Source organism: Nonomuraea sp. WAC 01424, from assembly GCF_003947315.1.
Lineage (GTDB): Bacteria > Actinomycetota > Actinomycetes > Streptosporangiales > Streptosporangiaceae > Nonomuraea > Nonomuraea spiralis.
On sequence record NZ_QHHZ01000005.1, the window covers coordinates 298,340 to 324,322 of the forward strand.

Annotated in this window: 23 protein-coding genes; 6 read left to right on the forward strand and 17 right to left on the reverse strand. The window is 73.5% G+C overall.

The window, feature by feature from the left end; all coding sequences use genetic code 11:
* Nucleotides 1-24 precede the first annotated feature (24 nt).
* Both DMB42_RS16205 and DMB42_RS16210 read right to left on the reverse strand, forming a co-directional pair.
* A complete protein-coding gene (locus DMB42_RS16205) occupies nucleotides 25-585 on the reverse strand; it encodes a hypothetical protein (RefSeq protein WP_125635325.1) in 561 nt (186 codons plus the stop codon).
* Nucleotides 582-1,958: an NAD(P)/FAD-dependent oxidoreductase gene (locus DMB42_RS16210; RefSeq protein ID WP_125635327.1), complete on the reverse strand. Its 1,377-nt coding sequence runs from the start codon at nucleotides 1,956-1,958 to the stop codon at nucleotides 582-584. Before DMB42_RS16210 ends, DMB42_RS16205 begins: the two co-directional genes overlap by 4 nt.
* A 166-nt stretch (nucleotides 1,959-2,124) precedes the next feature.
* On the opposite strand from DMB42_RS16210, the gene DMB42_RS53220 reads away from it, so the two are divergent.
* Entirely contained in the window at nucleotides 2,125-2,286 is a 162-nt protein-coding gene (locus tag DMB42_RS53220) for a hypothetical protein (protein WP_185844683.1), read from the forward strand.
* Here DMB42_RS53220 and DMB42_RS16215 read toward each other — a convergent pair.
* From DMB42_RS16215 to DMB42_RS16230, 4 genes are read right to left on the reverse strand one after another with little or no spacing between them, the layout of a single operon-like run.
* On the reverse strand, nucleotides 2,269-2,928 hold the full coding sequence (locus DMB42_RS16215; protein WP_125635329.1) for a VOC family protein: 660 nt from the start codon (nucleotides 2,926-2,928) through the stop codon (nucleotides 2,269-2,271). The genes DMB42_RS53220 and DMB42_RS16215 overlap by 18 nt on opposite strands.
* Nucleotides 2,906-3,727 (reverse strand): alpha/beta fold hydrolase, encoded by an 822-nt coding sequence (locus DMB42_RS16220; protein WP_125635331.1) that lies wholly within the window; start codon nucleotides 3,725-3,727, stop codon nucleotides 2,906-2,908. Before DMB42_RS16220 ends, DMB42_RS16215 begins: the two co-directional genes overlap by 23 nt.
* Nucleotides 3,724-4,647, reverse strand: a complete 924-nt coding sequence (locus DMB42_RS16225; RefSeq protein WP_125635333.1) for a Rieske 2Fe-2S domain-containing protein — start codon at nucleotides 4,645-4,647, stop codon at nucleotides 3,724-3,726. Before DMB42_RS16225 ends, DMB42_RS16220 begins: the two co-directional genes overlap by 4 nt.
* Nucleotides 4,644-5,891 (reverse strand): FAD-dependent oxidoreductase, encoded by a 1,248-nt coding sequence (locus DMB42_RS16230; RefSeq protein ID WP_185844684.1) that lies wholly within the window; start codon nucleotides 5,889-5,891, stop codon nucleotides 4,644-4,646. The genes DMB42_RS16225 and DMB42_RS16230 overlap by 4 nt, the downstream gene beginning before the upstream one ends.
* Before the next feature lie 51 nt (nucleotides 5,892-5,942).
* On the opposite strand from DMB42_RS16230, the gene DMB42_RS16235 reads away from it, so the two are divergent.
* Nucleotides 5,943-7,184: a cytochrome P450 gene (locus tag DMB42_RS16235; protein WP_125635337.1), complete on the forward strand. Its 1,242-nt coding sequence runs from the start codon at nucleotides 5,943-5,945 to the stop codon at nucleotides 7,182-7,184.
* 12 nt (nucleotides 7,185-7,196) lie between these two features.
* On the opposite strand, the gene DMB42_RS16240 is transcribed toward DMB42_RS16235, so the two are convergent.
* Genes DMB42_RS16240 through DMB42_RS16250 form a run of 3 tightly spaced genes read right to left on the reverse strand, consistent with a single transcriptional unit; the run spans nucleotide 7,197 to nucleotide 9,420 of the window.
* Nucleotides 7,197-8,054 (reverse strand): ABC transporter permease, encoded by an 858-nt coding sequence (locus DMB42_RS16240; protein WP_125635339.1) that lies wholly within the window; start codon nucleotides 8,052-8,054, stop codon nucleotides 7,197-7,199.
* Entirely contained in the window at nucleotides 8,051-9,007 is a 957-nt protein-coding gene (locus DMB42_RS16245) for an ABC transporter ATP-binding protein (RefSeq protein ID WP_125635341.1), read from the reverse strand. The genes DMB42_RS16240 and DMB42_RS16245 overlap by 4 nt, the downstream gene beginning before the upstream one ends.
* A gap of 41 nt (nucleotides 9,008-9,048) precedes the next feature.
* Complete coding sequence (locus DMB42_RS16250; protein WP_221762182.1) at nucleotides 9,049-9,420, reverse strand: hypothetical protein; 372 nt, start codon at nucleotides 9,418-9,420, stop codon at nucleotides 9,049-9,051.
* A gap of 305 nt (nucleotides 9,421-9,725) precedes the next feature.
* On the opposite strand from DMB42_RS16250, the gene DMB42_RS16255 reads away from it, so the two are divergent.
* Genes DMB42_RS16255 through DMB42_RS16265 form a run of 3 tightly spaced genes read left to right on the forward strand, consistent with a single transcriptional unit; the run spans nucleotide 9,726 to nucleotide 12,018 of the window.
* Entirely contained in the window at nucleotides 9,726-10,982 is a 1,257-nt protein-coding gene (locus DMB42_RS16255; protein WP_185844685.1) for a cytochrome P450, read from the forward strand.
* Nucleotides 10,979-11,836 carry a class I SAM-dependent methyltransferase gene (locus DMB42_RS16260; RefSeq protein WP_125635345.1) on the forward strand — a complete coding sequence of 286 codons (858 nt, stop codon included), beginning with the start codon at nucleotides 10,979-10,981 and terminating at the stop codon, nucleotides 11,834-11,836. Before DMB42_RS16255 ends, DMB42_RS16260 begins: the two co-directional genes overlap by 4 nt.
* Nucleotides 11,833-12,018: a hypothetical protein gene (locus DMB42_RS16265; RefSeq protein WP_125635347.1), complete on the forward strand. Its 186-nt coding sequence runs from the start codon at nucleotides 11,833-11,835 to the stop codon at nucleotides 12,016-12,018. Before DMB42_RS16260 ends, DMB42_RS16265 begins: the two co-directional genes overlap by 4 nt.
* A gap of 21 nt (nucleotides 12,019-12,039) precedes the next feature.
* Here DMB42_RS16265 and DMB42_RS16270 read toward each other — a convergent pair whose 3' ends face one another.
* The 8 genes from DMB42_RS16270 to DMB42_RS16305 all read right to left on the reverse strand — a co-directional run bounded on the left by DMB42_RS16270 (nucleotide 12,040) and on the right by DMB42_RS16305 (nucleotide 22,705).
* Nucleotides 12,040-12,384, reverse strand: a complete 345-nt coding sequence (locus DMB42_RS16270; RefSeq protein WP_125635349.1) for a YciI family protein — start codon at nucleotides 12,382-12,384, stop codon at nucleotides 12,040-12,042.
* Between the two features lie 69 nt (nucleotides 12,385-12,453).
* Nucleotides 12,454-12,780 (reverse strand): YciI family protein, encoded by a 327-nt coding sequence (locus DMB42_RS16275; protein ID WP_125635351.1) that lies wholly within the window; start codon nucleotides 12,778-12,780, stop codon nucleotides 12,454-12,456.
* Between the two features lie 19 nt (nucleotides 12,781-12,799).
* Nucleotides 12,800-15,748 (reverse strand): NHLP bacteriocin export ABC transporter permease/ATPase subunit, encoded by a 2,949-nt coding sequence (locus DMB42_RS16280; protein WP_125635353.1) that lies wholly within the window; start codon nucleotides 15,746-15,748, stop codon nucleotides 12,800-12,802.
* Nucleotides 15,749-15,791: 43 nt separating this feature from the next.
* Nucleotides 15,792-18,146 carry an NHLP family bacteriocin export ABC transporter peptidase/permease/ATPase subunit gene (locus tag DMB42_RS16285; protein ID WP_125635355.1) on the reverse strand — a complete coding sequence of 785 codons (2,355 nt, stop codon included), beginning with the start codon at nucleotides 18,144-18,146 and terminating at the stop codon, nucleotides 15,792-15,794.
* A 42-nt stretch (nucleotides 18,147-18,188) separates the two neighbouring features.
* Nucleotides 18,189-19,001, reverse strand: a complete 813-nt coding sequence (locus DMB42_RS16290; protein ID WP_125635357.1) for an HlyD family efflux transporter periplasmic adaptor subunit — start codon at nucleotides 18,999-19,001, stop codon at nucleotides 18,189-18,191.
* A 39-nt stretch (nucleotides 19,002-19,040) separates the two neighbouring features.
* Nucleotides 19,041-20,381 carry a SagB family peptide dehydrogenase gene (locus DMB42_RS16295; RefSeq protein ID WP_125635359.1) on the reverse strand — a complete coding sequence of 447 codons (1,341 nt, stop codon included), beginning with the start codon at nucleotides 20,379-20,381 and terminating at the stop codon, nucleotides 19,041-19,043.
* A 41-nt stretch (nucleotides 20,382-20,422) separates the two neighbouring features.
* Nucleotides 20,423-22,189 carry a TOMM precursor leader peptide-binding protein gene (locus DMB42_RS16300; RefSeq protein ID WP_312024742.1) on the reverse strand — a complete coding sequence of 589 codons (1,767 nt, stop codon included), beginning with the start codon at nucleotides 22,187-22,189 and terminating at the stop codon, nucleotides 20,423-20,425.
* Nucleotides 22,190-22,705 carry a hypothetical protein gene (locus tag DMB42_RS16305; protein WP_125635363.1) on the reverse strand — a complete coding sequence of 172 codons (516 nt, stop codon included), beginning with the start codon at nucleotides 22,703-22,705 and terminating at the stop codon, nucleotides 22,190-22,192. It abuts the gene before it with no gap.
* A 286-nt stretch (nucleotides 22,706-22,991) separates the two neighbouring features.
* On the opposite strand from DMB42_RS16305, the gene DMB42_RS16310 reads away from it, so the two are divergent.
* Nucleotides 22,992-25,889: a LuxR family transcriptional regulator gene (locus DMB42_RS16310; RefSeq protein WP_185844687.1), complete on the forward strand. Its 2,898-nt coding sequence runs from the start codon at nucleotides 22,992-22,994 to the stop codon at nucleotides 25,887-25,889.
* Nucleotides 25,890-25,983: the final 94 nt, after the last annotated feature.

The following is a 25,983-nucleotide window of genomic DNA, read 5'->3' on the forward strand; positions in this document are numbered from 1 at the left end:
TGTCTGAAGGTGGGCCTGCGGGCATCAGGCGAGGCGGCGCAGGTCCATCTGGAAGTTCTGGTGCCAGGTCTGGCCGCCGTCGACGGTGGTCTCGCCGATCTCGTGCCAGGTCGTGGGGGTGAACGTCAGGGTGTAGCGGCTGGTGTAGGCGGGCGTCTGCAGGCTCCACTGGAAGGTGCCGTCGCCGACCACCGGCACGACCGTGGTGACGTACCCGCGGGAGAACGCCTCCCAGCGGTACTGGCCGGTCGACTCGTTGTAGTTGATCACCGCGAGGGCGCTGTCCACGATCGTCCGCGGGTCGGCCTTGTCACGGCCCTGCCCCTCGACCGAGATCACCAGGTCGCCCGCCTGCCGGCGCACCCGTTCGGTCTGCAGGAACTCCTGCCGCGTCCCCGAGGGCGTGACGGTCCAGCCCGGCCCCGCCCAGGTGCCGATCATGAACGAGAGCCGCCGCATGGCCTCGGCCTGCCCGTCGAACGCCCCGGCCCGGGCCGAGGAGGTCCGGGCGGCCGTCGCCGGGCCGGGGGAGAGCAGGGCCGCGAGTAAGGCCAGCGGCAGGAGCAGGCGGACCAATGACTTCATAGAGGCGTCCTCGTCAGTGTGCGGCTGATGCCGAGCCGGGGGTGAGCGGTCAGGTAGAGGCCGGTGGCGGCGTCGTACAGGTCGTTGGCGTCCATGCGCATGGGGGCCATGGTGTTGCCGGCGGGAGTGACGTTGCGCAGCGCGCGCAGCCCCGCGTCGTGGGCGGCGGTCACCAGCTCGCTCATCGGCGCGGTGCCGCCGGCGGTGGTCGCGTCGGTCAGGTCGGACAGCCCCGCCGTGATCGCCGCGAACGCGTGGCCGGAACGCTCGCCCCTGACCAGGTGCTGGGCCAGCCAGAAGTAGCTGGCCCGGCCGCGGTATTGCCGGTAGACCGAGGAGACCATGGTCAGCAGCCGCTGGTAGGCGTTGCGGTAGAGGGACTCGTAGAAACCCTGGGCCTCCAGCTCGCTCACCTCGCCGCGCTCGGCGGCGGTGATCGAGGCGGCGGCCAGCAGGGCGCTGTACATGGCCAGGTGCACGCCGGTCGACAGCAGCGGGTCGAGGAAGCAGGCGGCGTCCCCGGCGATGCGGTAGCCGGGGCCACAGAAGGAGCCGGCGACGTAGGAGAAGTCCTGCTCGATCCGCACCGGGCCGGTGAACCTGCCGACCAGCCCCGCCACGGTCGGCGACTCGGCCACCACCGCGTGGAACATCTCCTCCGGCGAGCCGTAGTGGGGCCGCCGCTCGAGGAAGCGCGTCTGGTGGGTGACGAAGCCGACGCTGAACACCTCGCCGCGCAGCGGGATCACCCAGTACCACCCTTCCGGCGAGGAGATGACGTTGATGCCGCCGCCCGGTGTGTCGGGAAGGAGGTCGCCGCCCTGGTAGTAGCCCCAGATCGCGACGTTCCTGAAGACGTCGTGCGGTTGCCGATCACGGAAGTGCTGCGCCGACAGTACTCCGGCCCGCCCGGAGGCGTCGACCACGTAGTCGAAGCGCTCCAGGCCGCCGTCCCACTCGGCGGCGCAGGCCCGGCCGTCCTCGAACAGCACGCGCCTGACCCGGGCCCGCTGGATCACCTCGACGCCCTGGGAGGCGGCGTGGTCCAGCAGCACCTGGTCGAAGTCGTCGCGGTCCACCTGCCAGGAACGCACTTCCGGGCCGAACGTGGCCGCCCAGTTCACCGTCCAGTCGCGTTCGGCCCCCCAGCGCAGCAGCAGGCCCTCCTTGACCGGGTAGCCGCGTTCCTCGATCTTCTCGTGCGCCCCGGCGTAATCGATGATGGTCCGGCAGGACGGCGAGACGGATTCGCCGATGTGGTAACGCGGGAAACGTTCGCGTTCCAGAAGGCGGACGTCCATTCCGTTGCGGGCCAGCAGTGTCGCGGCGATCGAACCCGCCGGGCCGCCGCCGATCACTAATACCTTGGTCATCGCGAGCCCTTCCGATAATCGTTACGTAATACGCAGTCGCGGGCCCGGACACGCAGGCCCAATACGTAGGCCGATACGTATATTGCGGCGTTATTCTGGACCGCCGGCCCGGCCTGGTCGATGATGCGTGTTGAGTTCTGTTTCCCGTCTTTGTCAAGGAGCGCGCATGGGAGTGAACCTCCGGCTGGTCGTTCCCCTGGTCTACGCCGCCGCGGTGGTCGTGGCCTTCCTGATCGGCAAGACGGTCGGCTCGGTGGTCGTCATCGCCGGCGCCGGCCTCGTGGCCCTGTTCTTCGTCCTGTCCGGCCGGTCACGCCAGCGCGAATAGGGCGCCCCACGGGTCGCGCACGATCGTCGCCCGGGGATACCCGGGGGCGATCGTGGCGCCCAGCCGGACCGCCGTCGCGGCCGACGCGGCGCGGTCGGCGACCGCGAAGAACGTCACCCACTGCGGACGCGCGCCCGTCCGGTCCCGCACCGCGAGCCCGCCACCCGGCGGCTCGCCGAACCGGTCGCCGAACAGGTCGCGGTAGAACGCGGCATCGGCGGACCACAACTCGTGCGCGCACCACGTCCCCGGCTCGCCGGCCAGCACGATCCCGGCCGGGCGGTGCCCCTCCCAGAAGCCGACGGCCGCCCCCGACGAGTCGGCCGCGAACAGCACCCGCCCGTCCTCGCCGGCCGCCATCGGGCCGAAGACGACGCCGCCGCCCAGCTCCTTGATCCGTACGGCCACCGCGTCCACGTCCTGGGCCGCCAGGTAGGTGTTCCACGAGGCGGGCAGGCCCGCCGGCACCCGGCCGAAACCGCCCACGACCTGGCCGCCCAGCTCGACGAAGGAGTAGCCGGCCTCCTCGCGGAAGGTCCAGCCGAACAGCTCCCCGTAGAACGCCCGCGCCCCGGCCGGGTCGAGCGCCCCGTAGTCCACCCAGCACGGCTCACCCGGCTCATACTGCTCGTGAATCGGCACGACCGGCCTCCTCCTCCGCTTCCAGGGCCGACAACCGCAGGTGCTCGGCGATGACCGGCGCCACGGCCGCGGGCCGCTCGATCATGCACAGGTGCCCGGCGCCGGGGACGGTGACCGTACGGCACCGCGGGACCGACGTCCGCAACAGCCCGGCGCTCGCACGGAACGTCGGCATGTCGCGCTCGCCCACGACGACCAGCGTGCGGGCCCGGATGCCGCGCAGGTCCCCGACCGTGTGGACGTGCCTGCTCAGCCCGTGCATCGCGCCGTCGCGCAGCTCCCGCCACGAGTGCCCGGCCACGATCGCGCGCAGCCGGGCCCGCAGCTCGGGATGGTCCTCGGTGCCCAGGAAGATGTCCGGCGGCGAGGACATCCACAGGTCGGCGAGCTGCTCGCCCTCCGCGCCCATCCTGGCCAGCCCGGCCAGGGCCCGGTAGCGCTCGGCGGTCCCCGGCTCGGCGGGCGCGCCCGCGACGGTCGGCGAGCCGACGATCAGGCCGCGTACGTCCCCGGCGTGGTCGATGGCCAGTTGCAGGGCGATCATCGAGCCGATCGACTCGGCCACCACCAGCGTCGCCGACTCGGCCCTGGCCAGCTCGGCCAGCTCGGCCGCCAGCGCGGGCAGCGACGCCCGCGGCCGCAGCGGCCCGGAACGCCCGTGGCCCGGCAGGTCCACGCCGACGTGCCGCCAGCCCGGCAACATGCCCCACAGCGGTTCCCACACCGAGGCGTCCATGGTGTAGCCGTGGATCCACAACACCGACCGGCCCTCGCCGGTCGAGCGTACGTACAGGCTCATGAGCAGGCTCCCGGGGCGGAGGGGACGGCGGCGAAACCCTCGCAGAAGCGGCGGAAGGCGATCACCGGCGTGTCGCCGGCGTCCAGCCGCTGCGGGGCGCGGGTGTCCAGGTGGTCCCAGACCACGCAGTCCTGGTCGAAGGCGTAGCGCGCGCCGTGGACGAGCGCGGGCAGCGAGTCGGTCCGGTCCGGCCGTACGCCGATGGCGACCCGCCCGACGCAGCCCGTCCCGTCCGGCACCGCGCCCGTGACGATCGTGTACGGCGCCTCCCCGGCGCCCAGCTCGGTGACCACGAGGTGCGGGCTGTAGGCGCGGGCCACGAAACGGGAGGCGAAGTCCAGCCGCCGCTCCTTCTCCCACGGCGGCGCCTTGGTACGGAACTCGCCCTCGATGACCAGTTCGTCGTGCTCGCCCATGCTGACCCGCATGCCGCGCACCGAGGGCACCAGGTGGACGGTGCTGAAGTGCTGGGCGTCGAAGGCGTTCTCGACGACGTACTCGGCCGGGACCGTCACCGGCCGCCGAACCGCCGCCACGATCACCAGGTCCTGCGCCGCCTGCTTGATCGCCTGCTCGAAGCCCCGGTCGTCGCCGGGATCGCCGGACAGCCGGGCGAACAGCGCGGCGCCGGCCCGCAGCGTCCGCAGCTCGCCCACCGACCAGCGCCGCCCGCTCTCGCCCAGCGAGATGCGTTTGCCGTGGAAGGGGCAGATCACGCGGTCGCCGTCCAGCTTGCCGCCGTACCCGAGGTGGGCCCCGCGGTGCGGGCAGGTGGCCTCGAACACCCGGACGCGTTCGCCGTCGCGTACGGCCATCAGCCGCGCGCCGCCCAGCAGCAGCGGCGTGACGCCCTGGCCGATCTCGTCGTCGAGGGCGAGCAGGAACCACCCGCCGTGGAGCTCCCCGTTGCCGGCCGTCATCTCTCCAGCGCCCCAATCACCTCTGTGGCCGCGCGCTCCCCGCTGGCCATCGCCATGTGCGCCATGGGCGGGCCGGACAGGCCCACGGTGGCCTCCCCGGCGAAGAAGACCGTCCCGCCCAGCGGCTCGGCCCAGGCCGGGGACGCCCACAGCGCCCCCACTCCCGGGTACGTGTACGCCCCGCCCGCCCACGGGTCGGCGCCCCAGTCGGCCACCACCACGCGCTCCGGGCTCAGCCCCCGCGTCCACGGCAGGGCCCGGGCCAGCAGCGCGGCCAGGGCGCCCGGCTCGGCCCAGGCGGCGCGGGCCGCGGCGGCGGCGCGGGACTTGGCCATCACCAGCACCTCCGGCCGCCCGGCCGTCGTGCTGACGAACCCCAGCCGGCCTCCGGCGTCGAAGACCACGACGGACTCCGGAGCCGGCTCGGGGTAATCGACCAGCCCGCACCAGGCGTCGCCGGGCCGCAGCTCGTACGCCGCCGCCTGCTTGCGTACCGGCAGGTCGTCGATCACGAGCCGGCCCTCGGCGACCACCGGCGGCGGCACGGTGACCACGGCGGCGGCGGCGCTCTCGGCGTGCCCCGACGCGGTGTGCGCCCGTACCCGGCCGGGCGACCAGGACAGGCGGACGACCTCGTCGCCGAGGCGTACCCGCAGGCCCTCGGCCAGCCGCGCGGGCAGCCGGTCGAAGCCGCCGGGCAGCGCGAACTCGCCCCTCCCCGCGCGGTCGGCCCGCCGCAGCGCGGCCAGCGCCGCCGCGCTCAGCGCCTCGGGCTCGCCCGCCCAGTTCTGCCGGAACCACTCCGCCGTCGGCTCCAGCACCTCCGGGCAGCGTACGGTCTCCTCCTTGAGCCACGCCGCGACCGGCACGTCCCAGGGGTTCGCCCCGGCCAGGCGGCGCAGCAGCGGCGCGGCCGCGCCCGACGTCAGCCGTTCCTCCAGCAGCGGTGGTGTGGGCCGCAGCGCGCTCAGCGGGCGCGGCCCGTCCGCCAGCAACACCCGGGCCGCGCGCCGGGGCACCGGCACGAGCGCGCCCAGGCCGGGCAGCGCCGCGACGGGGTTGCGGTCGCCGTGGATCACCTGCGCGCCCAGCTCCAGCAAGGAGAGCCGATGGGTACGGATCCGGCCGCCCACCCGCTCCCTGGCCTCCAGCACCGTGACCGCCAGCCCGGCCCCGGCCAGGCGCGCGGCCGCCGCCAGCCCGCTCACCCCGGCGCCGATCACGACGACATCAAGCTCTGCCACCGGCACATCCTCTGTAGTAGTTTGTCCTCGGCCTGATCATGAGGAGACGCGATGACGGCACCCCGCACGCTGCCCGGCCACTTAGCACACCCGTTCTCTCCTCGCGGGCGGCTCGACCCGTATCCGGCGTACCGCTGGCTGCGCGAGAACGACCCCGTGCACTTCGACGTCACCTCGCGCATGTGGTTGCTGACCGCGCACGCCGACTGCGCGCTCGCCCTGCGCGACCCGCGCTTCTCGGCCGCCCTCGGGCAACGCGAGCGGGTCAGGGACGACGAGCTGCCGCCCTCGATGCTGACCACCGACCCCCCCGAGCACCAGCGCCTGCGCTCGCCCGGCGCCCTGCTGATGGGCCCGGCCGCGATCCGCGGCATCGCCGCCGGCATCGAGGCCGAGATCGACGCGGTGCTCGACGGCCTGGCCACCCGCGCCGCGAACGGGCCCACGGGCGACGCCGCGAACGCGAGCGGGTCCGCGGGCGGGGGCATGATCGAGGCGACGGCCGATCTCGGCGAGCCGCTGGCCACCGGCGTGCTGGCCAGGCTGTTCGGGTTGCCGCCCGCCGACGTGCCCGCCTTCGCCGCACTGGCCGACCGCGTCTCGGTCAACCTCGACCCGCTGGCCGGGGCGCAGGCCGCCGCGGCCGGGCGGGCCGCCATGGGCGAGCTCACCCGCTTCCTCGGCGAGCGCGCCGACGCCGCCGCCGCCACCGCGAACGAACCGGGCGGTTCGCCCTTCGGGCGGCTGGCCGCCGACGACCGGCTGACCAGGGCCGAGACGCTCGGCATCGCCGCGCTCACGGTCGTCGGCGGATGGAAGCAGCTGGCCGAGATGGTGGGCAACGCGCTCCACTGGCTGCTGCCGCGCAAGGAGGCCGCCGACCTGATCAGGCACGGCGGCCAGGAGGTGGCCGTATCGGCCGTGGACGAGCTGTTGCGGCTGGAGTCGCCGATCCCGTTCACGGCCAGGGTGACCACCGAGGCGGTCACCCTGGACGGCGGCGTGATCCCGGCGGGCGCGAGGGTGCTGGCCCTGGTCGGGGCGGCCAACCGCGACCCCGCCGTGTTCGACGGGTCCGACGAGCTGCTGGTCACCCGCTCGCCCAACCCCCACCTGGCCTTCGGCGCGGGCACCCACCTGTGCCTGGGCGCGCCGCTGGTCAGGCAGGCCGGCGGGCTGCTGCTGGCCGACCTGCTCGACCGGTATCCCGGGCTGCGCCCGGCGGGCGAGCAGCCCACGTGGGCCCCGGGCCTGGTGCCCAGGCGGCTGACCGGTTTCACCCTCGCCATCTGAGCCCCTCCCCGGCTAGCGGACGTTGGCGCCGCGCCAGCGGAAGGTCAGCAGGCTCAGCACCAGCGCCGCCAGGCACCAGGCGCCCAGCACCGCGGCGGTACGGCCCAGCTCCCACGTGCCCGCGGGCTCCACCACCGCGAAGTCGGCCGGCAGGAACACCGAGCGCAGGCCCTGCGTCATCCACTTCAGCGGGAAGAACGCCGCCAAACTCTGCATCCAGGCCGGTAGCTCGCTGTAGGGGAAGAACACCCCGGAGATGAACTGCAGCACCAGGAACGGCAGCGTGACGATCGCCGCGGCCGAGCGGGCGTTCGGGATGATCGCGCTGAAGGCCACCGCCAGCAGCGAGCAGGACGTCGCCCCGAGCAGCAGCACCCACGCGAACGTGAGCCAGTGGCCGGCGTCCGGCGGCAGCGGCAGGCGGAACAGCGCGACGCCGACGGCCAGCAGGATCGCCGCCTCCAGGATCCCGGTCACCACCACCCGGACGATCTTGCCGACGAAGTACGCCGTCTTCGGCATCGGCGAGGAGGCCAGGCGGCGGATCATGCCGTTGTCCCGCTCGATCGCGATGTTGATCGCCAGGCCGTTGAAGCTGACGCTCATGATGCCGCAGGCGATGATCCCGGCCACGAACATCTGCTTGAAGTCGGTGTGTGTGCCGGGGACCGTGCCGGAGAAGATCGAGCCGAGCACCAGCAGCAACACGATCGGCAGCAGCAGCGTGAAGAAGAGCGACTGCCGGTTGCGGAAGAAGGACTTCAGCTCCACCGACGAGCGGGCCGCCGAGGCCCGCCACAGTCCCGAGCCGCCGCCGGAGGCGCGTACGGGACGGCCCTGACCGGCCACGATCGCGTTCGAGCTGGTCATGACTGGGCCCCCTGGTTCTCGCGGATCAGCTTGAGATAGACGTCCTCCAGCGTGGGCCGGTGGACGCGCAGGTCGGGCAGCTCGCCCGCGCCCGCGTCCGCCGCCCACGGCAGCAGTGCGGCCAGGACCCGCGTCGGCGTGTGGCTCAGCAGCCTCAGCGTGCCGCCGGGCACCCCGGGAACGCCCGAGGGGTCGAGCGCGGTGCCCGGCGGCAGGTCCGGCAGCTCGGCCGCGCTCAGTTCGGCGGTCAGGGTGAAGCTCACCGCGGCGGGCGTGTCACGCCGGCCGCCCAGCTCGCTCACGGGCCCGGTCTCGACGATGCGGCCGGCCACGATCACCGCCGCCCGCTGCGCCAGGGCCTCCACCTCGTCCAGGTAGTGGGTGGTCAGCACGGTCGTCTTGCCCTGGTCGGCGAAGAAGCGGACCAGGTCCCACGCCTCCATCCGGGCCTCCGGGTCCAGCCCGGTGGTCGGTTCGTCCAGAAAGATCAGGTCGGGGTCGCCGACGACGCCGACGGCCACGTCCAGGCGGCGCAACTGGCCGCCCGAGAGCGTCTGGGCCTGCTTGCGCTCCTTCGCGCCGAGGCCCACCATGTCGATGACCTGCGCCGCGGGCAGCGGCGCGGGGTAGAAGGCGGCGAAGTGCTCGACGACCTCGCGGACGGTCAGGTCCGCGTAGGCGCCCGTCGTCTGCGGCACGATGCCGAGCCGCGCCCGCCACTGCGGGGCGTCCTCGGCCGGGTCACGGCCGAGGACTCGCACGTCGCCGCCCGAACGCCTGCGCACGCCTTCGAGGATCTCGACCGTGGTCGTCTTGCCCGCGCCGTTGGGGCCGAGTAAGGCGAACACCTCTCCGGGACGAACATCCAGGTCCACACCCTGAAGGATGAGACTGGGACCGTACTGCTTGCGCAGCCCCCGTACGTGGATGGGGTTCGCCTGGTCGTCGGACATGATCTCCTCTACCTCCTCTTGGGCGTGCGTGGCTCCCGGCGTCAGGTGCAGCAGCAGCAGGGGCAGCAGCAGCAGTTGACGTCGCCGGCCGCGATCGAGTCGAGGTCGCCCTCGCTCAGCTCCGCCATGTCGATCTGCGGCGTCTCGGGGATGTGGAACTCGAACGTGCCCGTCTCCAGGCCGCGCTCCCACAGCGAGACCTGCACGTCGAGGTTGGTGTCGTGGTGGCCGTCGGGGACGTTGCGCACGAGGGCGATCTGGGCGCCCGCGGGAACCTCCAGGCCGGCCTCGGCCAGCGCCTCGCGCGGGTTGCTGTCGAGCTTCGCCGAGAATTCCTCGCTCGACCACGCGGTGATCAGGACTCGCGTGTAGGCGTTGACGAATTCGGTCCGCTCTCTGGGGTTCAGGGCCATTGCGTCCTCCTGGAGCTTTTCCCCTTCGGCGCGGTGCGCCGTCTCGGAACGGAGTCTTACACAGCCGAATTCGGAGTGCCTAGACTTAATTTCCGGGGCTCCGGATTAAGTATTGAGAGCCCTCTGCTTAAAAGGTACTCTGCAAATACGCCGACCGGAACAATACGAAGCGATATACGTATTCGGTGGCCGGAAATGCGTATCGGAATATTCGTTCGCGTAAGCCATCGGGAGAACCCATGTCCGGGACGTACGTATCCCCCCGGGTGCCACCGGGACCGGCCGGAACCCAGAGCCTGAGGGCCATGCGCGACGCTCCGCTGGAGTTCGTCACCGCGATGGCCGCCCACGGCGACGTCACCCGCCACGACGCGGACGGCGAGCCGGTCTACATGCTGCACCGCCCCGACCTGGCCAGGCACGTGCTGAAGGAGAACGGCGCCGCCTACACCAAGGACCGCACACCGGACGACGACATGCTCCGCCCGCTGCTCGGCAACGGCCTGCTGACCAGCAACGGCGCCGAATGGGCGGCCCAGCGGCGGATGTGCGCGCCGGCGTTCAGACCGGCCGAGGTGGACCGGTTCGACCGGGTCATCGTGGAGACGGCCGAGCACCTGGTGACGCACTGGGACGGCGGCCGGCCCGTACGCGTCGACCACGACCTGACCTCGCTCACCCTGACCGTGATCGTGAAGGCCATGCTGGGCACCGACATCGGCGTCGCGGGCGAGGGCTTCGGCCGCGCCGTGGACGCGGTCAACCGCTTCATCGGCCACTACGTACCCAGCGACGACCCCGACCCGGCGGACACGGCCGCGCGCCACGCCGGCTTCCACCGGGCGCGGACCTTCCTGGACCGGGTCACCAGGGTCATCATCGCCGCCCGCCGGGCCGGTGGCGCGGGCGACGACCTGCTCGGCGCGATGCTGGCCGAGGGGCACACGATGTCCGACGCCGACCTGCGCGACCAGGTGCTGACGATCATCATGGCCGGGCACGAGACCACCGCCAAGTCGCTGACCTGGACGCTCTACCTGCTCGACCGGAACCCGGAGGCGGCGCGGGCCGTGCACGCCGAGATCGACGAGGTGCTGGAGGGCCGGTCGCCGACCGCCGCCGACCTGCCGAGGTTGCGCCGGTGCCGGCAGGCCGTCCAGGAGGCCATGCGGCTCTACCCGCCGGTCTGGCTGATCTCGCGGCGCGGGACGGCCGACGACGTGCTGGACGGGTACGACGTACCGGCCGGGTCGCTGGTGTGCGTCAGCCCGTGGGTGTTGCACCGGGATCGGAGGTATTGGGCGGAGCCGGATGCGTACCGGCCCGAACGGTTCGACCCGGACCGGGCCGCGCGGCTGCTCAGTCACCAGTACCTGCCCTTCGGCGGCGGGCCGCGCATCTGCGTCGGGCGGCACTTCGCGCTGGTGGAGGCCACGCTCGTGCTCGCCGTCATCCTGCGCGGGCTGCGTATGGAGCTGGTGGAGGGCTTCCCCGTCGAGCCCGAGGCGCTGGTCACGCTGCGGCCCAGGCACGGCCTGATGATGATCCCGAGGCCCCGGTGAGCGCCCCGACGAGCGCCCCCGCGGCCGGCTCCTACGACGTCGCGAACACCACGTGGGGCGGCGTGGCCGGCGAGCTGGCCCGGCTGGAGGCCCAGGCGGCGCTCTCCTTCGAGGAGGAGCTGCGCATCATGCGCGACCTCGGGCTGACCCGCGAGAGCCCGCTGCTGGAGCTGGGCGCCGGCTCCGGCGCGGTCACCCGCAGGCAGCGCGCCGCCGAGCCGCGGCTGCCGGTCATCGCCCTCGACGTGGACGCCGGGCTGCTGCGCAACGCGGGCGGCTGCGGCGCCCCGCTGGTCACCGCCGACGGCGCCCGGCTGCCGTTGCGTACCGGCAGCGTGGGCGGCGTACTGCTGCGGTACGTACTTCAGCACGTGCGCGACCCGGCGCCCGTCCTGGCCGAGGCGCTGCGCGTGCTGCGTCCCGGAGGCCGGATCGTGGTCGTCGAGGTCGACAGCATGCTCTGGGGCCTGGCCGATCCGATGTACCCCGAGCTCGCCTCCGTCCACGCGACCATGGCCCAGGCCCAGCGCGGCGCCGGGGGAGACCGCCAGATCGGCAGGAAGCTCACCCGGCTGCTGCGCGGCGGCGGGTTCGACGACGTGGTGCTGCGCCCGTTCGCCACCACCAACGCCACCCACCCCACCGCGGCCTTCGCCCCGCACCTGGGGCCCGAACGCCTGGCACCGCTCGTCGCCTCGGGCGCGCTGCCGATGTCGGGCCTCGCCCTGGCGGCCGACCGCTGGCGGCGTTTCCTGGCCGACCCGGACGCCTGGGTCATGCTGCTCGGCTTCGTCGTCGCCGGGACCGCACCGTACGGCCCGGCTCAGCACTCACCGGAAGGAAGCACGTCATGAGTCCGTTCTGGAAGATCTTCATCGCGATCTTCAGCTACATCAGCGCGATCGTCGGCCTCGGCCTGGCCGTCGTGAACGCCAGCGAGAAGCCCCCCGCGACCTCGCTGGCCATGATCTACGGCGCCGCCGGGCTGCTGTTCCTGGCCGTCGGCGTGCTGCTCAGCCGCAGAGCCCGTTACTGAGGGAGCCCACGGGAGACGGCCTCAGGAGGCCGGGTCGCAGGGCCGCACCTCGACGATGTCGCCGGGCGCGTACGGCATCTTGCGCGCCCACGACTCGGCCTCCTCGGCGGACTGGACCTCGATGACCCAGATGCCGCCGATCTGCTCGCGCCCGACCGCGTACGGCCCCGCGACGGCGGGCCCGTCGGGCCTGACCAGCTTGCCCTCCCGCGACCTGGTCAGCCCGGCGCCGTACTTGACCTTGACCCCCGCCATCGCCATCGCCCGGCCGAACTGGCGATGGGCCTCGGCCATCCGCTCCCGCTCGCTCTCGCTGAAGGCGTCCCAGAGCATCTCGTCGCCGTGGATCAGCAGCACGAAGTCCATGAGTCGTCTACCTCCCTGTGGGTTCTGCCCCAAAGGCGTGGTGGGGCGCGGGCAGAGCCCCGGTTGGCACTATCGTGACATCCTTCCACGGTCGCAGCGCCGTAACTCGACCCGGTCGCCCGGCCCGGCCGGCAGGCGCCCGGCCCACTCCAGCGCCGCCTCCTCCGACGGCAGGTCCAGGATCCACATGCCGCCCAGCTCGGGACGGCCGTCCTCGCGCGGATCGCCCTTCGCCGCGTCCGGGCGGCCCGGCTGGGCGCCGAACACCACCGTGACCCCGGCCTCCCGCAGCTCCCGCCCGAAGTCGAGGTAGGCGGAGAACAATGCGGCGCGGTCCTGCTCCGACAGCTCCGCCCAGGCCCGTTCCGGCCCGTGGATCAGCAGCGCGAACTCCATGACGGCTCCTCCCGTGCGCTCACATCTGCCGCCGCGCCAGCCGCGCGAACAGCCCCTGCTCTTCGGTCAGCAGCTCGTCGTACGTCCCCTGCTGGACGATGCGGCCGCCGTCGAGCACCAGGATCTTGTCGGCGTCCCGGACGGTGGACAGCCGGTGGGCGATGACCACACGGGTGGCGTTGAGCCGGCGGGTGCTCTCGGCGATGACGTTCTGGGCGGGGTTGTCCAGGGCACTGGTCGCCTCGTCGAAGAAGACGATGCGGGGGCGCGAGACCAGCGCCCTGGCGATCATGATGCGCTGGCGCTGGCCGCCGGAGAGCGTGTTCGTGCCCTCCGACAGGACGGTGTGCATGCCCATCGGCATGGCCGTGATGTCGTCGGCGATGCCGGCCATCGCGGCGGCGTCCCAGGCGTCGTCGATCGTGTGGTTCGTGCTGCCGACGATGTTCTGCCTGATGTCGCCGGCCAGCAGCGCGCCGTTCTGCAGCACCACGCCGCACTGCCGGCGCACCGCGCCGAGGTCCAGCTCGCCCAGGTCCTGGCCGTCGTACAGGACCGAGCCGACGTCGGGCTGCTCGAAGCCGAGCAGCAGGCGCAGGACCGTGGACTTCCCGCTGCCGGTCGGGCCCACGATCGCGACGAACTCGCCGGGCTCGATCGACAGGTCGATGTCGGTGAGCACCGCGGGGCCGTCCTCGCCGTACCGGAAGGAGACCCGGGACAGGCTGACGCGGCCCGACAGGTCGCCGGGGTCGGCCTTGCCCGCGTGGTCCTCCGGCTCGGCCTCCAGCACCGGGGCCAGCTTCTCCAGCATCGGCACGACGCCCATGGCCGTGATCGCCGCGCCGGTGAACTGCAACACCGAGGCGATGAGCAGGTTGAACGCGGCGAAGAAGGCCAGGAACGCGCTGATCGGGAGCTGCCCGCGCAGCGGCCCGGCCGCCACGGCGAAGATCACCACCGAGCAGACCAGCGGGAACCCGGCGTTGAAGGTGGTGACCACGTTCTGCAGCCGCCGGGCCGAGGCCGAGGTCGTCCTGGTCGCCATGAAGTCCCGCGTCCACACGCCGAACGCCTGATCCTCCGCGGCGGCCACGCGCAGCTTGGGCACCGCCGACAGGAGCTGGAACACCCGCGAGGACAGCCGCTGCTCCTGCTCGTACAGGCGGCGTTGCAGGCGGACCTCGAAGAAGCCGGCGACCGCGCACACCAGCACGCCGGCCAGCACCAGCAGGGTCGCCAGCAGCGCCAGGCCGACGTCGTAGACGTACACCAGCGCCAGGTTGGCCAGCCCGCCGAACAGCCCCAGCGTCGCGGTGGTCATCACGCCCGACAACGTCTCCTGGGCCGCGCTCACGCCCAGCACGGTCGTGCCCAGCTCGCCGGTGGAATAGCGGCCGAAGAACGTGACGGGCAACGACAGCAGCCGCGTCCACGCCCCGGCCTGCACGCGGGCCGACGAACGGCCCTCGATGCGCAGGGCGGCGACGTTCTGCACGATCGACAGCGCCCCCGCCACCAGCGCGCCGCCGATCACCAGCGCCGCGCCCTGCACGATGAGGTGGTGCTCGGCCCGCTGCACGAACGTCCCCAGCACCAGTCCCGTCATCGCGGGCACGAGCAGCCCGATGACCGCCACCAGCGTGCCCAGGGAGGCCAGCACCCACAGGTCGCGGCCGTTGCGGGCCAGCCCGAAGCGCAGCAGCCCGGCCACGGTCCGCACCTCGCGCGGCAGCGGCTGGTACAACACCTCGGCCTTGCCGCTCAGCGTGGCGGCCACCGCCTTGGTGACCGGCGTGACGCGGCTGTGGCCGGGCTGGGCGACCACGTACCGCGAGCCGATCGGCAGCAGCGCCACCGGCGTCCCGTCGTCGGCCCGGTAGCCCACCATGGGCCCGATGTCGTGTTTCCACCAGCCGTCGTCCAGCCGGACCGAGCGCGTACGCACCCCCGACGCCAGCGCGACGGCCTGCAGCGGGTCGGCGCCCCGCGCCTGGCCCGGCGGCGGCGCGGTGACGGTGAACCCGCCGTGCGAGGCCACCAGCCTGGCCGCGGCCAGCGCCGGCGGGTCGGCGGTGACGTCGGCCAGGCGCACCTTGGCCTCGGTGTCGCGGACCAGCGTGTCGAAGCCGCGGCGGGCCGCCCGCGTGGCGCCGGACTCGCGTTCCTTGCGCCGCCGCAGCGCCTCCAGCTCCTGCGCGCGCCGCCGCTCGACCCGGCGGTCCACCGTGTAGAGGAACCGGATGGCGTGCTCGACCCAGCGGGCCCAGATCGTCTCGTCGGCCAGGAGCTGCCAGGTGGAACGGGCACGCACGCGGGCGGGGGCGTCGGCGACCAGCCAGTCCCGCTCGGTCACGGCCAGCTCGGCGCCCGCGGTCAGCACGCCCGCCACGCCGTCGGGCATCTCGACCGCGCCCTCCTCGACCGTGATCCACCGTACGCCGTCCACCGACCGGGCCGCGCGCCCGGCGGCCAGCCCGGTGACCGCGTCGGGCAGCAGCGGGACGAACTCGCGCGGCGGCAGCGCGTCCCGCAGGGCGGTGGCCAGCGCGATCATCCCGGCCTCCAGCCCGCGGACGAACTGCCGCACGGCCAGCCCGTACTCGGCGGTCGACATGGTGGCCGAGCGGCTGGTGCCCGACAGCTCGCCCAGCCTGGCCAGCGGGATGCTCGACACCCGCGTGCCGAGCACCGGACGGCCCACGATGCCGTGCTTCGGCCCTCTGGGCGAGCCGGGCAGCAGCGTGCCCTGCCGCACCCGGCACAGGTAGTGCCAGCGGCCGACCGGGCGGCCGCCGTCCAGGCGCACCGCGAACAGGTCGACCGCGCCCTCCTCCACCAGCAGCACCTCGCGCACGCCCGACAACACGAACAGGTTCTCCGCCGAGTAGTCCACCGGCGTGGCGGCGTCGGTGAAGAACGGGGAGAATCCGGCCACCTTCAGCACTGCGTCATCCTCCGTCGTCATCGCGCCGACCACGCGCGCGACGCCGCGCCGTCGCCGTACGCCCTCATGTCGCGTCGCCGTTCTTGCGTGAGCTTCTGAGCAGCTCGGCGTAGTGGCCGTCGAGCGCCAGCAGCTCGGCGTGCCGGCCGCGCTCGACCACCTCGCCGCGGTCGAGCACGATGATCTCGTCGGCGTCGCGGACCGTGGACAGCCGGTGCGCGATGATCAGGCAGCCGCAGCCGCGCCTGCGCAGGTTGTCGGCGATGGTCCGCTCGGTCTCCGGGTCCAGGGCGCTGGTCGCCTCGTCCAGGATCAGCAGCGTGGGCCGGACCGACAACGCCCGCGCCAGCTCCAGGCGCTGCCGCTGGCCGCCGCTGAGGTTCCTGCCGCCCTCCAGCACCCGGCTGTTGAGGCCGCCGGGCCGGGCCGCGATCAGGTCGAACAGCGCCGCGTCCCGCAGCGCGGAGACCGCCACCTCGTCGGGCACGTCGTCGCTCCACAACGTCAGGTTGTCCCGCACGGTGCCCTCGAACAGGGTGATGTCCTGGTCCACGTACGCGACGGAGGCGGCGACCACGGCCCTCGGCAGGTCGTCGCGCGGCCGGTCGTCCAGCAGCACCTGGCCGGCGGTCGGCACGTACAGGCCGGCGGCCAGCTTGCCCGCGGTCGACTTGCCGCTGCCCGAGTTGCCGACGATCGCCACCCGGCGGCCGGGCACCACGGTGAACGACAGGTCCCTGATGACGGGGGCGGCGAGCGCGTTGTAGCCGAAGGTCACCGCCGCGAACTCCAGCCGTCCGTCCAGGCGGCCGTTCAGGTCGGGCTCGGCGGCCCCGGCGGCCCCGGCGGGCTCGCGCCGCTCGAACGTCCTGGCCATGGGGTACTTCTCGACGTCGTACAGGCGGCAGATGTCGGCCGAGATGTCCTGGAGCTGGCCGCCGAGGTTGGTGAGCTGCGTGACGGGCCTGGACAGGGCGTTGAGCAACGTCTGGAAGGCCACCAGCATGCCGACGCTGATCACGCCGTCCACCACCCGCAGCCCGCCGATCAGCAGGATGAGCCCGCTGTTGATCCCGGCCAGCAGCGGCGGCACGACGGTCAGCGTGGCCGTGGCCACGCCCAGCCGCTGCTTGGCGGTGACCGCCTTGGCCAGGAACCCCGCCCACCGCTGGAACGCCGTCGGCTCCGCCCCGGTCGCCTTGACCGTCTCCACGAGCTGCAGCGTGTTGAACGTCGTGGAGGTCAGGTTCCCCAGGTCGGCCCGCAACGCCGCCACCGCGTCGGTACGCGCCCGCGACACCTGCCGCAACACCAGGATGTTCAGCAGCGCCATCGACACCCCGACGAGCCCGAGCAGCAGGTCGTACCGGATGAGCACGGCCGCGTAGAACAGCACCAGGACGAGGTTCACCAGGGTGACGGCCAGGTCGCGGGAGAGGATCTCGGCGACGCCGTCGTTGGCCTGCACCCGCTTGGCCACCTCGGCCGGACGCCGCTGGAGGAAGAACTCCACGGGCAGCCGCAGCAGATGGCGGAAGAAGCGGGCCGAGCTGACCAGGCTGAGCCGTATCTCCAGGCGCAGCAGGTAGTGCCGCTGCACCGAGGTCAGGACGAACACCACGACCGCGGTGACCCCCATCGCGAACAGCAGCGGCACCAGGTAACCCGGATCGCGCCCGGTCAGGATCCGGTCGATGAACACCCTGCTGAACGCCGGCCCGATGATGCCCGGCACCACCAGCAGCAGGCTGGCCAGCAGCACCAGCGGCAGCGCGCGCCCCGACGGCATGCGCCGCGCCAGCAGGGCCTGGCCGACCCGGGTGGGCCGCCCGCCCGGCCGGAAGTCCGGGCCAGGCTCGAACGTCAGCACCACGCCGGTGAACCCGGAGTCGAAGTCGTCCCAGTCGATCATCCGGGGCCCGCCCGCCGGGTCGTTGACCGCGACGGCCTTCCTGCCGAACCGGCTGCGCACCCCCTCCAGGACCATGAAGTGCTGGAACGCCCAGAACACGATGGCCGGCTCGCTCAGCGAGCGCAGGTCCTCCGCCTCCATCTGGAAACCCCGGGCGATCAGCCCGTAGCGGCGGGCGGCGGCCACCACGCTGGACGCCTTCGCGCCGTCGCGGGAGACGCCGCAGGCCGAGCGCAGCTCCTCCAGCGGCACGAACTTGCCGTGGTAGCCGAGGATCATCGCCAGCGAGGCGGCCCCGCACTCCACGGCCTCCATCTGGATCACCGTCGGCGTGCGCCGCCGCCATCTCCACCGCCGCCGTACGGGGGCCGCCGGGGAAGCGGACGCGCCCCCCTTCCCCGGGCCCTTTTCCGGGGTCTTCCCGGGGGCCGGGTCCGCATGCCCCTGCTCGGGGACGCCGGTGGTGGTCACACGTCCCTCCCGGGGGCGCTGGTCGTGGTCACGCATCCCTCCTTCGGCCGGGGAGCGGGGGCGGTCACGCGGCTCACCTCAGCGCCCGAGCAGCAGGTCGAACAGCGTCTGGCTGCCCAGCCCGATCGCGCCGCTGACGGAGACCTGCGACTGCAGGCCCACCGGCGGCCCCTTCCTGGTCGACCAGGCGTAGCCGGACGGCGTCGCCGGATCCCGTACGAGATCGACGATCACCAGCCTGGACGGCGTGTTCCGCAGGTAGCCGCGCGCCGGGTCCTCGCCGCCCACCAGGTCGGCCGCCTGCTCCGTCATCACCGGGTACGCGCTGACCGACTGGACCCGGCCGCGCAGCAGCCCGTACGCGCCGGGCGGCGCCGAGGAGACCGACAGATCGACCGGCTTGCCCGGCACCACGCCCATCGCCCGGTCCACCGGCACGAACAACATCGCCACCAGCCGGTCGCCCGGCGCGTCCGTACGCTCGACGAGCAGCAGCTCCTCGCCCTCCCGCACCACGTGCCCGGCCACGGCGGAACCGGCGACCACCCGCCCGGTGAACGGGCTGCGCACCACCCGGTCCGTGCCGCCGTCGGCGGCGATGACCGCCACCGCCTGGCCCTCCCGCACCGCGTCGGCCGGCTGGAGCAACATCGAACGCACGGTCCCGCCGTACGGGCTCTGCAACCGGGCCGTGCCCCCCGGATGGGTCAGCAGCCCCACGGCGGGCACGGTGATCGGCAACCGCCCGGCGAAGAACCACACCCCCGCCGCCACCACGATGATCAGCACCACGAATGTGGCGATCCACCCGCGCGGGGATGCCAGCAACGTCGGCGAGTCGAGCTCGTCGGGCTCCCGCATCCGCTGCAACGCCTTGAACCGGAACTTCATCGCGCCGTCCCCGCCTGCCGTCGTGCCGTCATGTGCGCCTCACCCCCGGCTGCCGACGATCAGCTCGCCGACGCTGCCCTCGGTCAGGTAGTCCAGTCCGCTGGCCAGCGCGAAGTCGGCGGCGTCCCCGCCGCCCAGCGCGCACACGGCCAGGTCCATGGCCGTTCCGGCCAGGTAGAGCGTCTGGTACAACACGCCCACGTGCTTGAGCACCAGCGAGTAGCCGATGGTCTCGTACTTCCACATCACCCGGCCGAAGCGGGCGGTGACGGTCAGCACCACCTGCGGGTCCTGGGTGAGCTGGGCCGCCGACTTCGCCCGTTCGACCAGCGCCCGCACGGCGGGCGAGGGCGGCGAGACCAGCTCCAGGGCGTGCCCGGCGGTGTCGTAGTGCCACAACCCCGGCTCGGCACCCCGGCAGGACACGATCAGGGGGTAGACCTCCAGCTCGTGGACCGAGCCGCCGGAGGGGTAGGGCCGGTCGGCCAGCTCCTGCCCGTCTGGCGAGGTGAACACCGCCCGCCGCCGCATCGACCGGTAGAGCAGCTCGCCGAGCTGGGCGAGCGTGATGGGCGCGTCCTGGTCGTGCTCGCGCAGGGAACGGCGGCGCTCCAGCGTGTCGGTCAGGCTCGGGTCGGTCTTGGCCAGCAGTTCCAGGTCGGGGCGCGGCAGCTCGATCCGCTCGCCGGCGAACGGCGGGGGATCGGCGGGCACCGGGCCGAAGCGGGAGGAGAAGGCGTAGGTGCCGCCGTAGCGGCCGGTGTAGCGGGGGCCGCGGCTGTGGGCGTGCAGCCACAGGTCGCGCGGGTGCCACTGCGCCGAGGACAGGTCGCCGTCCTCGGGGCCGGTGGCCAGCACGCCCGCCGCCGCCAGGAACCGCAGCGCCTGCGCGGGGGCGTGCGCGGCCAGGTCCTCAGGGGTGGTCCAGGTGGCCAGCGCGCCGAGCAGCCCGCAGGCGGCGGGCGACAGCTCCACCACCGCCGGGCTGCGCGGGGAGCGTACGGTCAGCACGCCGTCCCCGGCGGTGACGACCGCGAAACGCGACATCCGGACCGGCGTGCCCGCCGCCGGCGCGGGGGCGGGCTCCACCCGGCCGGCCCCGACCGGCCGCAGCCGGGCCCCGCCTGCCGCGTACTCCAGCAGGCCGGCCGCGGACAGGCGGCGGACCAGCAGGTTCCAGCGCAGCAGCCCGGCCTCGCCCACCGTCGCGGCCAGCGCGGTCTCGCCCACGTCGCCGGCGGCCAGGACCCGCAGGGCGGCCGCGGTCCCGGCGTCGAGGCCGCGCAGCCCGAGCGAGCCGGCCGGCGCGGAGATCCGCACCTCGCCGTCCGCCTCGTTCAGCTCCGCGTCCCGCCGCAGCCGCAGCTTGGTCTCGTCCATGGCCCGCTCCTCTCCGTACGTCCAAGGACCTCGCGAACCGGTCAGAAGAAGACGCTGGTCGGGTTGAGGTCGTCCTCGGCGCGGGGCTCGGGGACCCAGCCGAGCGAGACCGGCACGTCGTACAGCCGGCCTGGGCCGAGCCGCCGCCAGAAGTGCCGCATGCCGGGCGCGATCACCCGGACCACGCTCAGCTCCAGGTCGGGACGGCTCTGGTCGAGCGCGATGACCTCGATCCCGGCCGCGGCGGCCCTGGCCACGCAGGTCTGCACGTCACCGGCCAGGTCGCCGCCGTCCGATCGCGCGTAGTCGCCCAGCGTGCGGGCAGGCAGGGCCGGGTCGGGCACCAGCCACGGCTGCTCGGCCAGCTTCGTCTCCTTCCACCAGGCCAGCGTGGCGACGTCGTCGTCCAGGTAGAGGGTCTCGCCCCGCTCGTCGCGCCGCTCCACCGAGGGCAGGAACTGGTTGACCTCGGTCAGCGTCCTGATGGCGGCGATCCGCGGGTCGAGGTGCGCGCCGAACCCGACGATGACGTCCTCGACCGGATGCCCGGTACGGTGCGAGACCCCCACGAACGCCGGGATGCCGAGGTCGGTCGTGATGTCGAGCAGCCACAGGTCGCGGTCCATGCCCCGGTAGAACTCGCGCACGGTGTCGACGTACGGGTCGCGCAGCGAGTCCAGGTCGAAGGCCGGCCGCCGGGCCCGGTTGTACCACCACAGGGCCACCGCGTCGCGCTCGACCAGCTCGCAGAAGCCCTGGAGGACGGCCTCCTCGACGGAGTTGCCCGAGGCGTTGCCGTTGGAGTCGCCCACGCAGTAGAAGTGGCGTTCCAGGTCGGGGTGGCCGTACCAGGCGTACCCGGCGGGCACCAGCCGCTCCCGCTCCTCGGTCAGCGACCAGGCGGGCGACCAGTCGATCGGCAGGTCCGTACGGAACCGTTCGGGCACCAGGTGCAGCCGGTGGGCGGGGTCCTTGTTCCACTCCTCGCGGCCGGCGTACTGGGCCTGCGAGAAGTGCAGCAGCGACTCCGGATGCACGGCCACCTCGGGGTCGAGGTCGGCGTAGGCGGCCTCGGTGACCGGCTCCTCGCCCCGCCACACGCCCGAGTAGCGCTCGATGGCCTCGCACAGCGCGCTCACCCTGGCCTGCACCTCGGTACGGCCCTTGCCGCCGCTCTGCCCGCGCAGGTTGCGCCGCAGCAGGTCCATGTTGTCGCCGATCATGGCGAAGTTGTGGCCGGCGGTGAAGCTGTAGGTGACGCCGTTGTCCTGGTCGGCGAAGGTGTGCAGCCGCGTGACCGCCCCGATCAGCGGACTGATGTGCTTCTCCAGCCGGGCGTACGTACGCGCGGGCGGCTCGATGCGGTAGCCGCCGTCGGTGACGTGCCGGGCGCTGCGCGCCGACAGGGCGATCTTGGGGCTGCGCTCGCTGATCAGCGTGGGGTCGCCGCAGGCCGGGCACTGCGGCAGCCGGACCATGGTGTGCTCGGCCACGCCGAGCGTGCGCAGGTCGATCGTGGTCATCCGGCCTTCGAGCCGCGAGGAGGCCGCCCCCGCGGCGATCCGCGCCAGCTCCACGGCCAGCAGGCCGCCCGCCACGGCCGGTCCGGCCGGCGCCGACTCGCGCGCCGGGTGGTACGGCACCCCGCCGCCGCGCTTGCCCGCCAGGTACCGTTCGACCTGCCGGTTCCCGGCCAGCCGCTGCGCCAGGCAGGCCCAGCAGCCGGTACGTCCGGGCTGGAACACCGGCCCCACCCAGAGCGTGATCCCGCCCGGCTTGACCAGCGCCCACGGGTGCCCGGCGGCCAGCTAGGCGGCGTTGAGCCGGTCGAGCGCCGGGTCGAGGTAGTCCCCGGCCACCACGACCGACAGCGTGCCCCCGGGCCCGGCCGCCTCCTCCTCCACGCTCCTCGTACGTATACGCAATCCGTGCTCGCGCAATACCGGGACCACCGGCGCGGCGTCGGCCCCCTCGCAGGCCACGACCGTGAATTCGGTACGCGAGAGCGCGTCGTGGGCGTGCACGGGGTCAATTCCCTGCGCGTCCCAGAATGCCAGCGTGGCGTCCGGCCAATCGGGACGGCCATTGGCGAGATGGCCGAATGCGGCGAATTTACGAATGGCGATGAGCGTCTGCGGGAGCGGCACCTCCTCGCTCAGCGCGCTCGCGATCTCGGCGACGGTACGCCGTCCGTCCAGGTAGGGAAGGAGTTTCCCGGCCCCCGCCGCCTGGACGAGGTAGTGCTGACCCTCGGCCAGGAGAAACACCTTCGACCCGTCGATCACCTGAGGCGTGAAGTGCGCCTTGAGACGTGGGCGGTCCATGACCCTCCCCGTATCGGGTCCATATCGGTTGATCGCAGAGTCGCACCGGGCCGGATCCGGTGTAAAGACGTAATTCCGGCGTACGCATTTCAGCGGTACGGAGGGCGAAAATACGTATTGGTCCGTCGGGAATGCGCATGCGGCGGGCGCGGGCGGGTCCTGTTGCACCAGCTGCCAATAGTCCGGATTAGTCGGATTTGTGAGCGTAGGTATTGACAGCCCGCCCGCCCGAGGCGGCATGATCCTGGTGGACAGTTTCAGGGGGGCCAGACTGTGGGGAGTAGCGATGTCTTCGGGGCAGCCGCTGCTACACCGTGACGTCGAGACCGAGGCGATCCGAGAGGCGCTGTCGAGGGTCCGTGCCGGCGGCCCCTCCGTGCTCCTGATCCAGGGATCTCGTGGCATGGGCAAGACCACCCTGCTCAACGCCGCCCTGGCGGCCAGGGTGGAGACCGGGGCGCTGCTGCTGATGGCCCGGGGGCACCCGACCGAGCGCGACCACCCGTTCGGCGTGGTCCGCCGGCTCTTCGAACCGCTCATGAGCGCCGGCCGCGCGCCGCCGACCGTCCCGCCCGGCGCGGGTCCAGGGAGCGCCGCCGCCGGCCCGGACCTCGGCGGCGACCTGGGCTCCGATCTGGGCGGCGGGCTCGATCGGGGGCATCCCGTCACGCCCGACCTGCTGCACGGCCTCTACCGCGCCACCCGCTCCTTCACCGGCGACCGGCCGCTGATCATCGCCGTCGACGACGTGCACCACACCGACCCGCAGTCCTCCCAGTGGTGCTCCTACATCGCCAGGCGGCTCGACGGGCTGCCCATCGCGATGGTCCTGACCACCGCCGACACCGGCGGCCCCGACGACCTGGCCAGAGACCTGGCCGCCCTGCCGTACACGCGGCTGCTGCGTCCCGCGCCCCTGTGCGCCACCTGCGCGGGGCTGCTGATGGAATCCGTGCTCGGCACGGAGGAGCCGGTCGGCGAGGACGTCGCGCTCGCCTGCCACCGGCTCACCCAGGGCAACCCGCTGCTGCTGCGGGAGCTGGCCGGGCGGCTGGCCAGGTCCGGCGTGCGCCCGGTGAGCGCCGAGCTGCCCCGGGTGCTGGAGATCGGCGCGCTGGCGCTGACGGAGACCGCGCTCGGCTGGTTGTCCGGCAGCGGTTCGGGCGTCGACGCCGCCGGCGTGGACCTGCTGCGCAGCCTGGCCATCGTCGCGCCCGAGGACGGCATGGAGGTCGCCTCCATGATCGCCGGGCACGGCCAGGACACCGCCAGGGCGGCGGGGGAGACGCTGCGCCGCGCCGGGCTCGTCACGGGCACGCCGCCCGACCGCTTCGCCCACCCGCGCATCCAGCAGGCCGTGCTGGCCGGGATGGACCCGGGGGAGCGCGACCGGCTGCACCGCCGTACCGCCTCGCTGCTGTACCGGCTCGGCGCGCCGCTGAGGCGTTCGGCCCGGCACCTGATGTCGGCCGGCCCGACCGGCGACCCGCTCACGGTCACCGTGCTGCGCGAGGCGGCCGGCGAGGCCGCCGCCAAGCACTCGTGGGAGGACGCGACCGGCTACCTGCACCGCGCGCTGGCCGAGACCGACGACCCCGACACCGTGCTGGAGGTCACCGCCGAGCTGGGCGCCGTCGAGAAGCACCGCGACCTGCCCGCCTGCCTGCGGCACCTGCGCACCGTCTACGGCCGGGTCCGGCTGGCCCCGCACGCCCTCATGTCGCTGGCGCCGTTCGCCGACATCCTGGTCACCGCGAACTCCGCCGAGGCCGCCGAGGTCTTCGCCGGCGCGGCCGAGACCGCCGCGGCCACCCCGTCGCTCGCCGGGACGGACCTGCTGCTGGTGTTCGCCGCCCAGGCGCTGCTGTGGGGCCGCTCGGCCGGGCGGCTCGGCCTGCGCCGGCTCGGCCGTTCCCTCGGCACGCTGGTCAGCCCGGCGGCCAGGGAGTTCCTCAGCGTGCTCGCCCTGGCCACCGGCGCGCGGGGCCGCAGCATGTCGCGCATGCTCGCCCAGACCCGGCGCTGCCTCGACGGCCAGGGCGCCGTGCCGGTGGCCGCCGTGTTGCCGCTGGTGTGGGGCGACCGCCTCGACGAGGCCTCCTACTGGGCCGAACGGCTGGTCAGCGAGACCCAGGACGCCGGCTCCGGCACCGGCCTGGCGCTGGCGCTGCTGACCAGGGCCGAGGTGCGTTACCAGCTCGGCAGCCTGGAGGCGGGGCTGGCCGACGCCGAGGCCGCCGTCGCCAGTTCCCGCGAGTGCCAGGCGGAGGGCTTCCACGTGGCCGCCGCCGCCTGCGCGGCGCGGGTGCTGGTGGAGTTCGGCGACCTGGAGGCCGCCGAGTCCGCGCTGAAGTCCGTGGCCCCGTACGGCGACTGGCACCCGATGATCTCCGGGCAGGCCCTCGACGCCCTGGGCCGCGTCCGCCTCGCCCAGGGCCGCCCGCGTGACGGCCTGCTGACCCTGCTGGAGTGCGGACGCCGCCTGACCGCCGCCGGCATCACGAACCCGGCCTGCGTGCCCTGGGGCACGAACTCGATCCTGGCGTACGTGTTGTCAGGGGAACGCTCGGCGGCCCGCATGGTGGCCGAACGGGAACTGGAGCTGGCCCGCGCCTGGGGCGCGCCGACCGTCGTCGCCCGCGCGCTCAGCGCGGGCAGCATCGCCCACGAGGGCGAGGTCCGGCTCGACATGCTGCACGAGGCCGTCGCCCTGCTGGCCAACCGGGGCGCCCGGCTCGAACACGCCAGGGCCCTGCTGCGCCTCGGCATCGCCCAGCGGCAGGCCGGCGACGACGGGAAGGCACACGAGACGCTGGCCCTGGCGCTGCGGCTGGCCGCCGACTGCGGCGCGGTCCGCCTGGCCGCCCTCGCCGACAAGCACCGCGCCGCCACCGCCCCGGCGCGCGCCGCCGGCCTCGTGCCCGGCCAGGACGACCACGTGCTGACCGTCGGCGAACGCCGGGTCACCGACCTGGTGCTGCGCGGGATGAGCAACCTGGAGGTGGCGACGACGTTGTCGATCAGCAAGCGCACCGTGGACACCCACCTGGCCCGCATCTACCGCAAGCTCGGCATCCACACCCGCGCCGAGCTCGCCGTGATCCTCACCGGCCTGTCCGACGACGACCGCGCCGACCTCCGGACCGGCGAACCCGTCCCCACAGGCCCGCACGAGTTCCTGTGACCCGCCGGACAGCGAAAAGCCCCAGTCGTACGGCTGCTGCCGTGCGCTGGGGCTTGACTGCTGTCCGGACCGGACCGAAACCCGGCCTGACTCC

Excerpts from the sequence above, each read along its gene's own strand:
- DMB42_RS16285 (WP_125635355.1), bottom strand. The coding sequence starts at position 18,146 with ATGCGTGACCACGACCAGCGCCCCCGGGAGGGACGTGTGACCACCACC.
- DMB42_RS16265 (WP_125635347.1), top strand. The coding sequence starts at position 11,833 with ATGAGTCCGTTCTGGAAGATCTTCATCGCGATCTTCAGCTACATCAGC.
- DMB42_RS16280 (WP_125635353.1), bottom strand. The coding sequence starts at position 15,748 with ATGACGACGGAGGATGACGCAGTGCTGAAGGTGGCCGGATTCTCCCCG.
- DMB42_RS16305 (WP_125635363.1), bottom strand. The coding sequence starts at position 22,705 with ATGGACCGCCCACGTCTCAAGGCGCACTTCACGCCTCAGGTGATCGAC.
- DMB42_RS16255 (WP_185844685.1), top strand. The coding sequence starts at position 9,726 with ATGCGCGACGCTCCGCTGGAGTTCGTCACCGCGATGGCCGCCCACGGC.
- DMB42_RS16245 (WP_125635341.1), bottom strand. The coding sequence starts at position 9,007 with ATGTCCGACGACCAGGCGAACCCCATCCACGTACGGGGGCTGCGCAAG.
- DMB42_RS16290 (WP_125635357.1), bottom strand. The coding sequence starts at position 19,001 with ATGAAGTTCCGGTTCAAGGCGTTGCAGCGGATGCGGGAGCCCGACGAG.
- DMB42_RS16235 (WP_125635337.1), top strand. The coding sequence starts at position 5,943 with ATGACGGCACCCCGCACGCTGCCCGGCCACTTAGCACACCCGTTCTCT.
- DMB42_RS16210 (WP_125635327.1), bottom strand. The coding sequence starts at position 1,958 with ATGACCAAGGTATTAGTGATCGGCGGCGGCCCGGCGGGTTCGATCGCC.
- DMB42_RS16205 (WP_125635325.1), bottom strand. The coding sequence starts at position 585 with ATGAAGTCATTGGTCCGCCTGCTCCTGCCGCTGGCCTTACTCGCGGCC.
- DMB42_RS16250 (WP_221762182.1), bottom strand. The coding sequence starts at position 9,420 with ATGGCCCTGAACCCCAGAGAGCGGACCGAATTCGTCAACGCCTACACG.
- DMB42_RS16220 (WP_125635331.1), bottom strand. The coding sequence starts at position 3,727 with ATGAGCCTGTACGTACGCTCGACCGGCGAGGGCCGGTCGGTGTTGTGG.
- DMB42_RS16295 (WP_125635359.1), bottom strand. The coding sequence starts at position 20,381 with ATGGACGAGACCAAGCTGCGGCTGCGGCGGGACGCGGAGCTGAACGAG.
- DMB42_RS16275 (WP_125635351.1), bottom strand. The coding sequence starts at position 12,780 with ATGGAGTTCGCGCTGCTGATCCACGGGCCGGAACGGGCCTGGGCGGAG.
- DMB42_RS16240 (WP_125635339.1), bottom strand. The coding sequence starts at position 8,054 with ATGACCAGCTCGAACGCGATCGTGGCCGGTCAGGGCCGTCCCGTACGC.
- DMB42_RS53220 (WP_185844683.1), top strand. The coding sequence starts at position 2,125 with ATGGGAGTGAACCTCCGGCTGGTCGTTCCCCTGGTCTACGCCGCCGCG.
- DMB42_RS16270 (WP_125635349.1), bottom strand. The coding sequence starts at position 12,384 with ATGGACTTCGTGCTGCTGATCCACGGCGACGAGATGCTCTGGGACGCC.
- DMB42_RS16310 (WP_185844687.1), top strand. The coding sequence starts at position 22,992 with ATGTCTTCGGGGCAGCCGCTGCTACACCGTGACGTCGAGACCGAGGCG.
- DMB42_RS16225 (WP_125635333.1), bottom strand. The coding sequence starts at position 4,647 with ATGACGGCCGGCAACGGGGAGCTCCACGGCGGGTGGTTCCTGCTCGCC.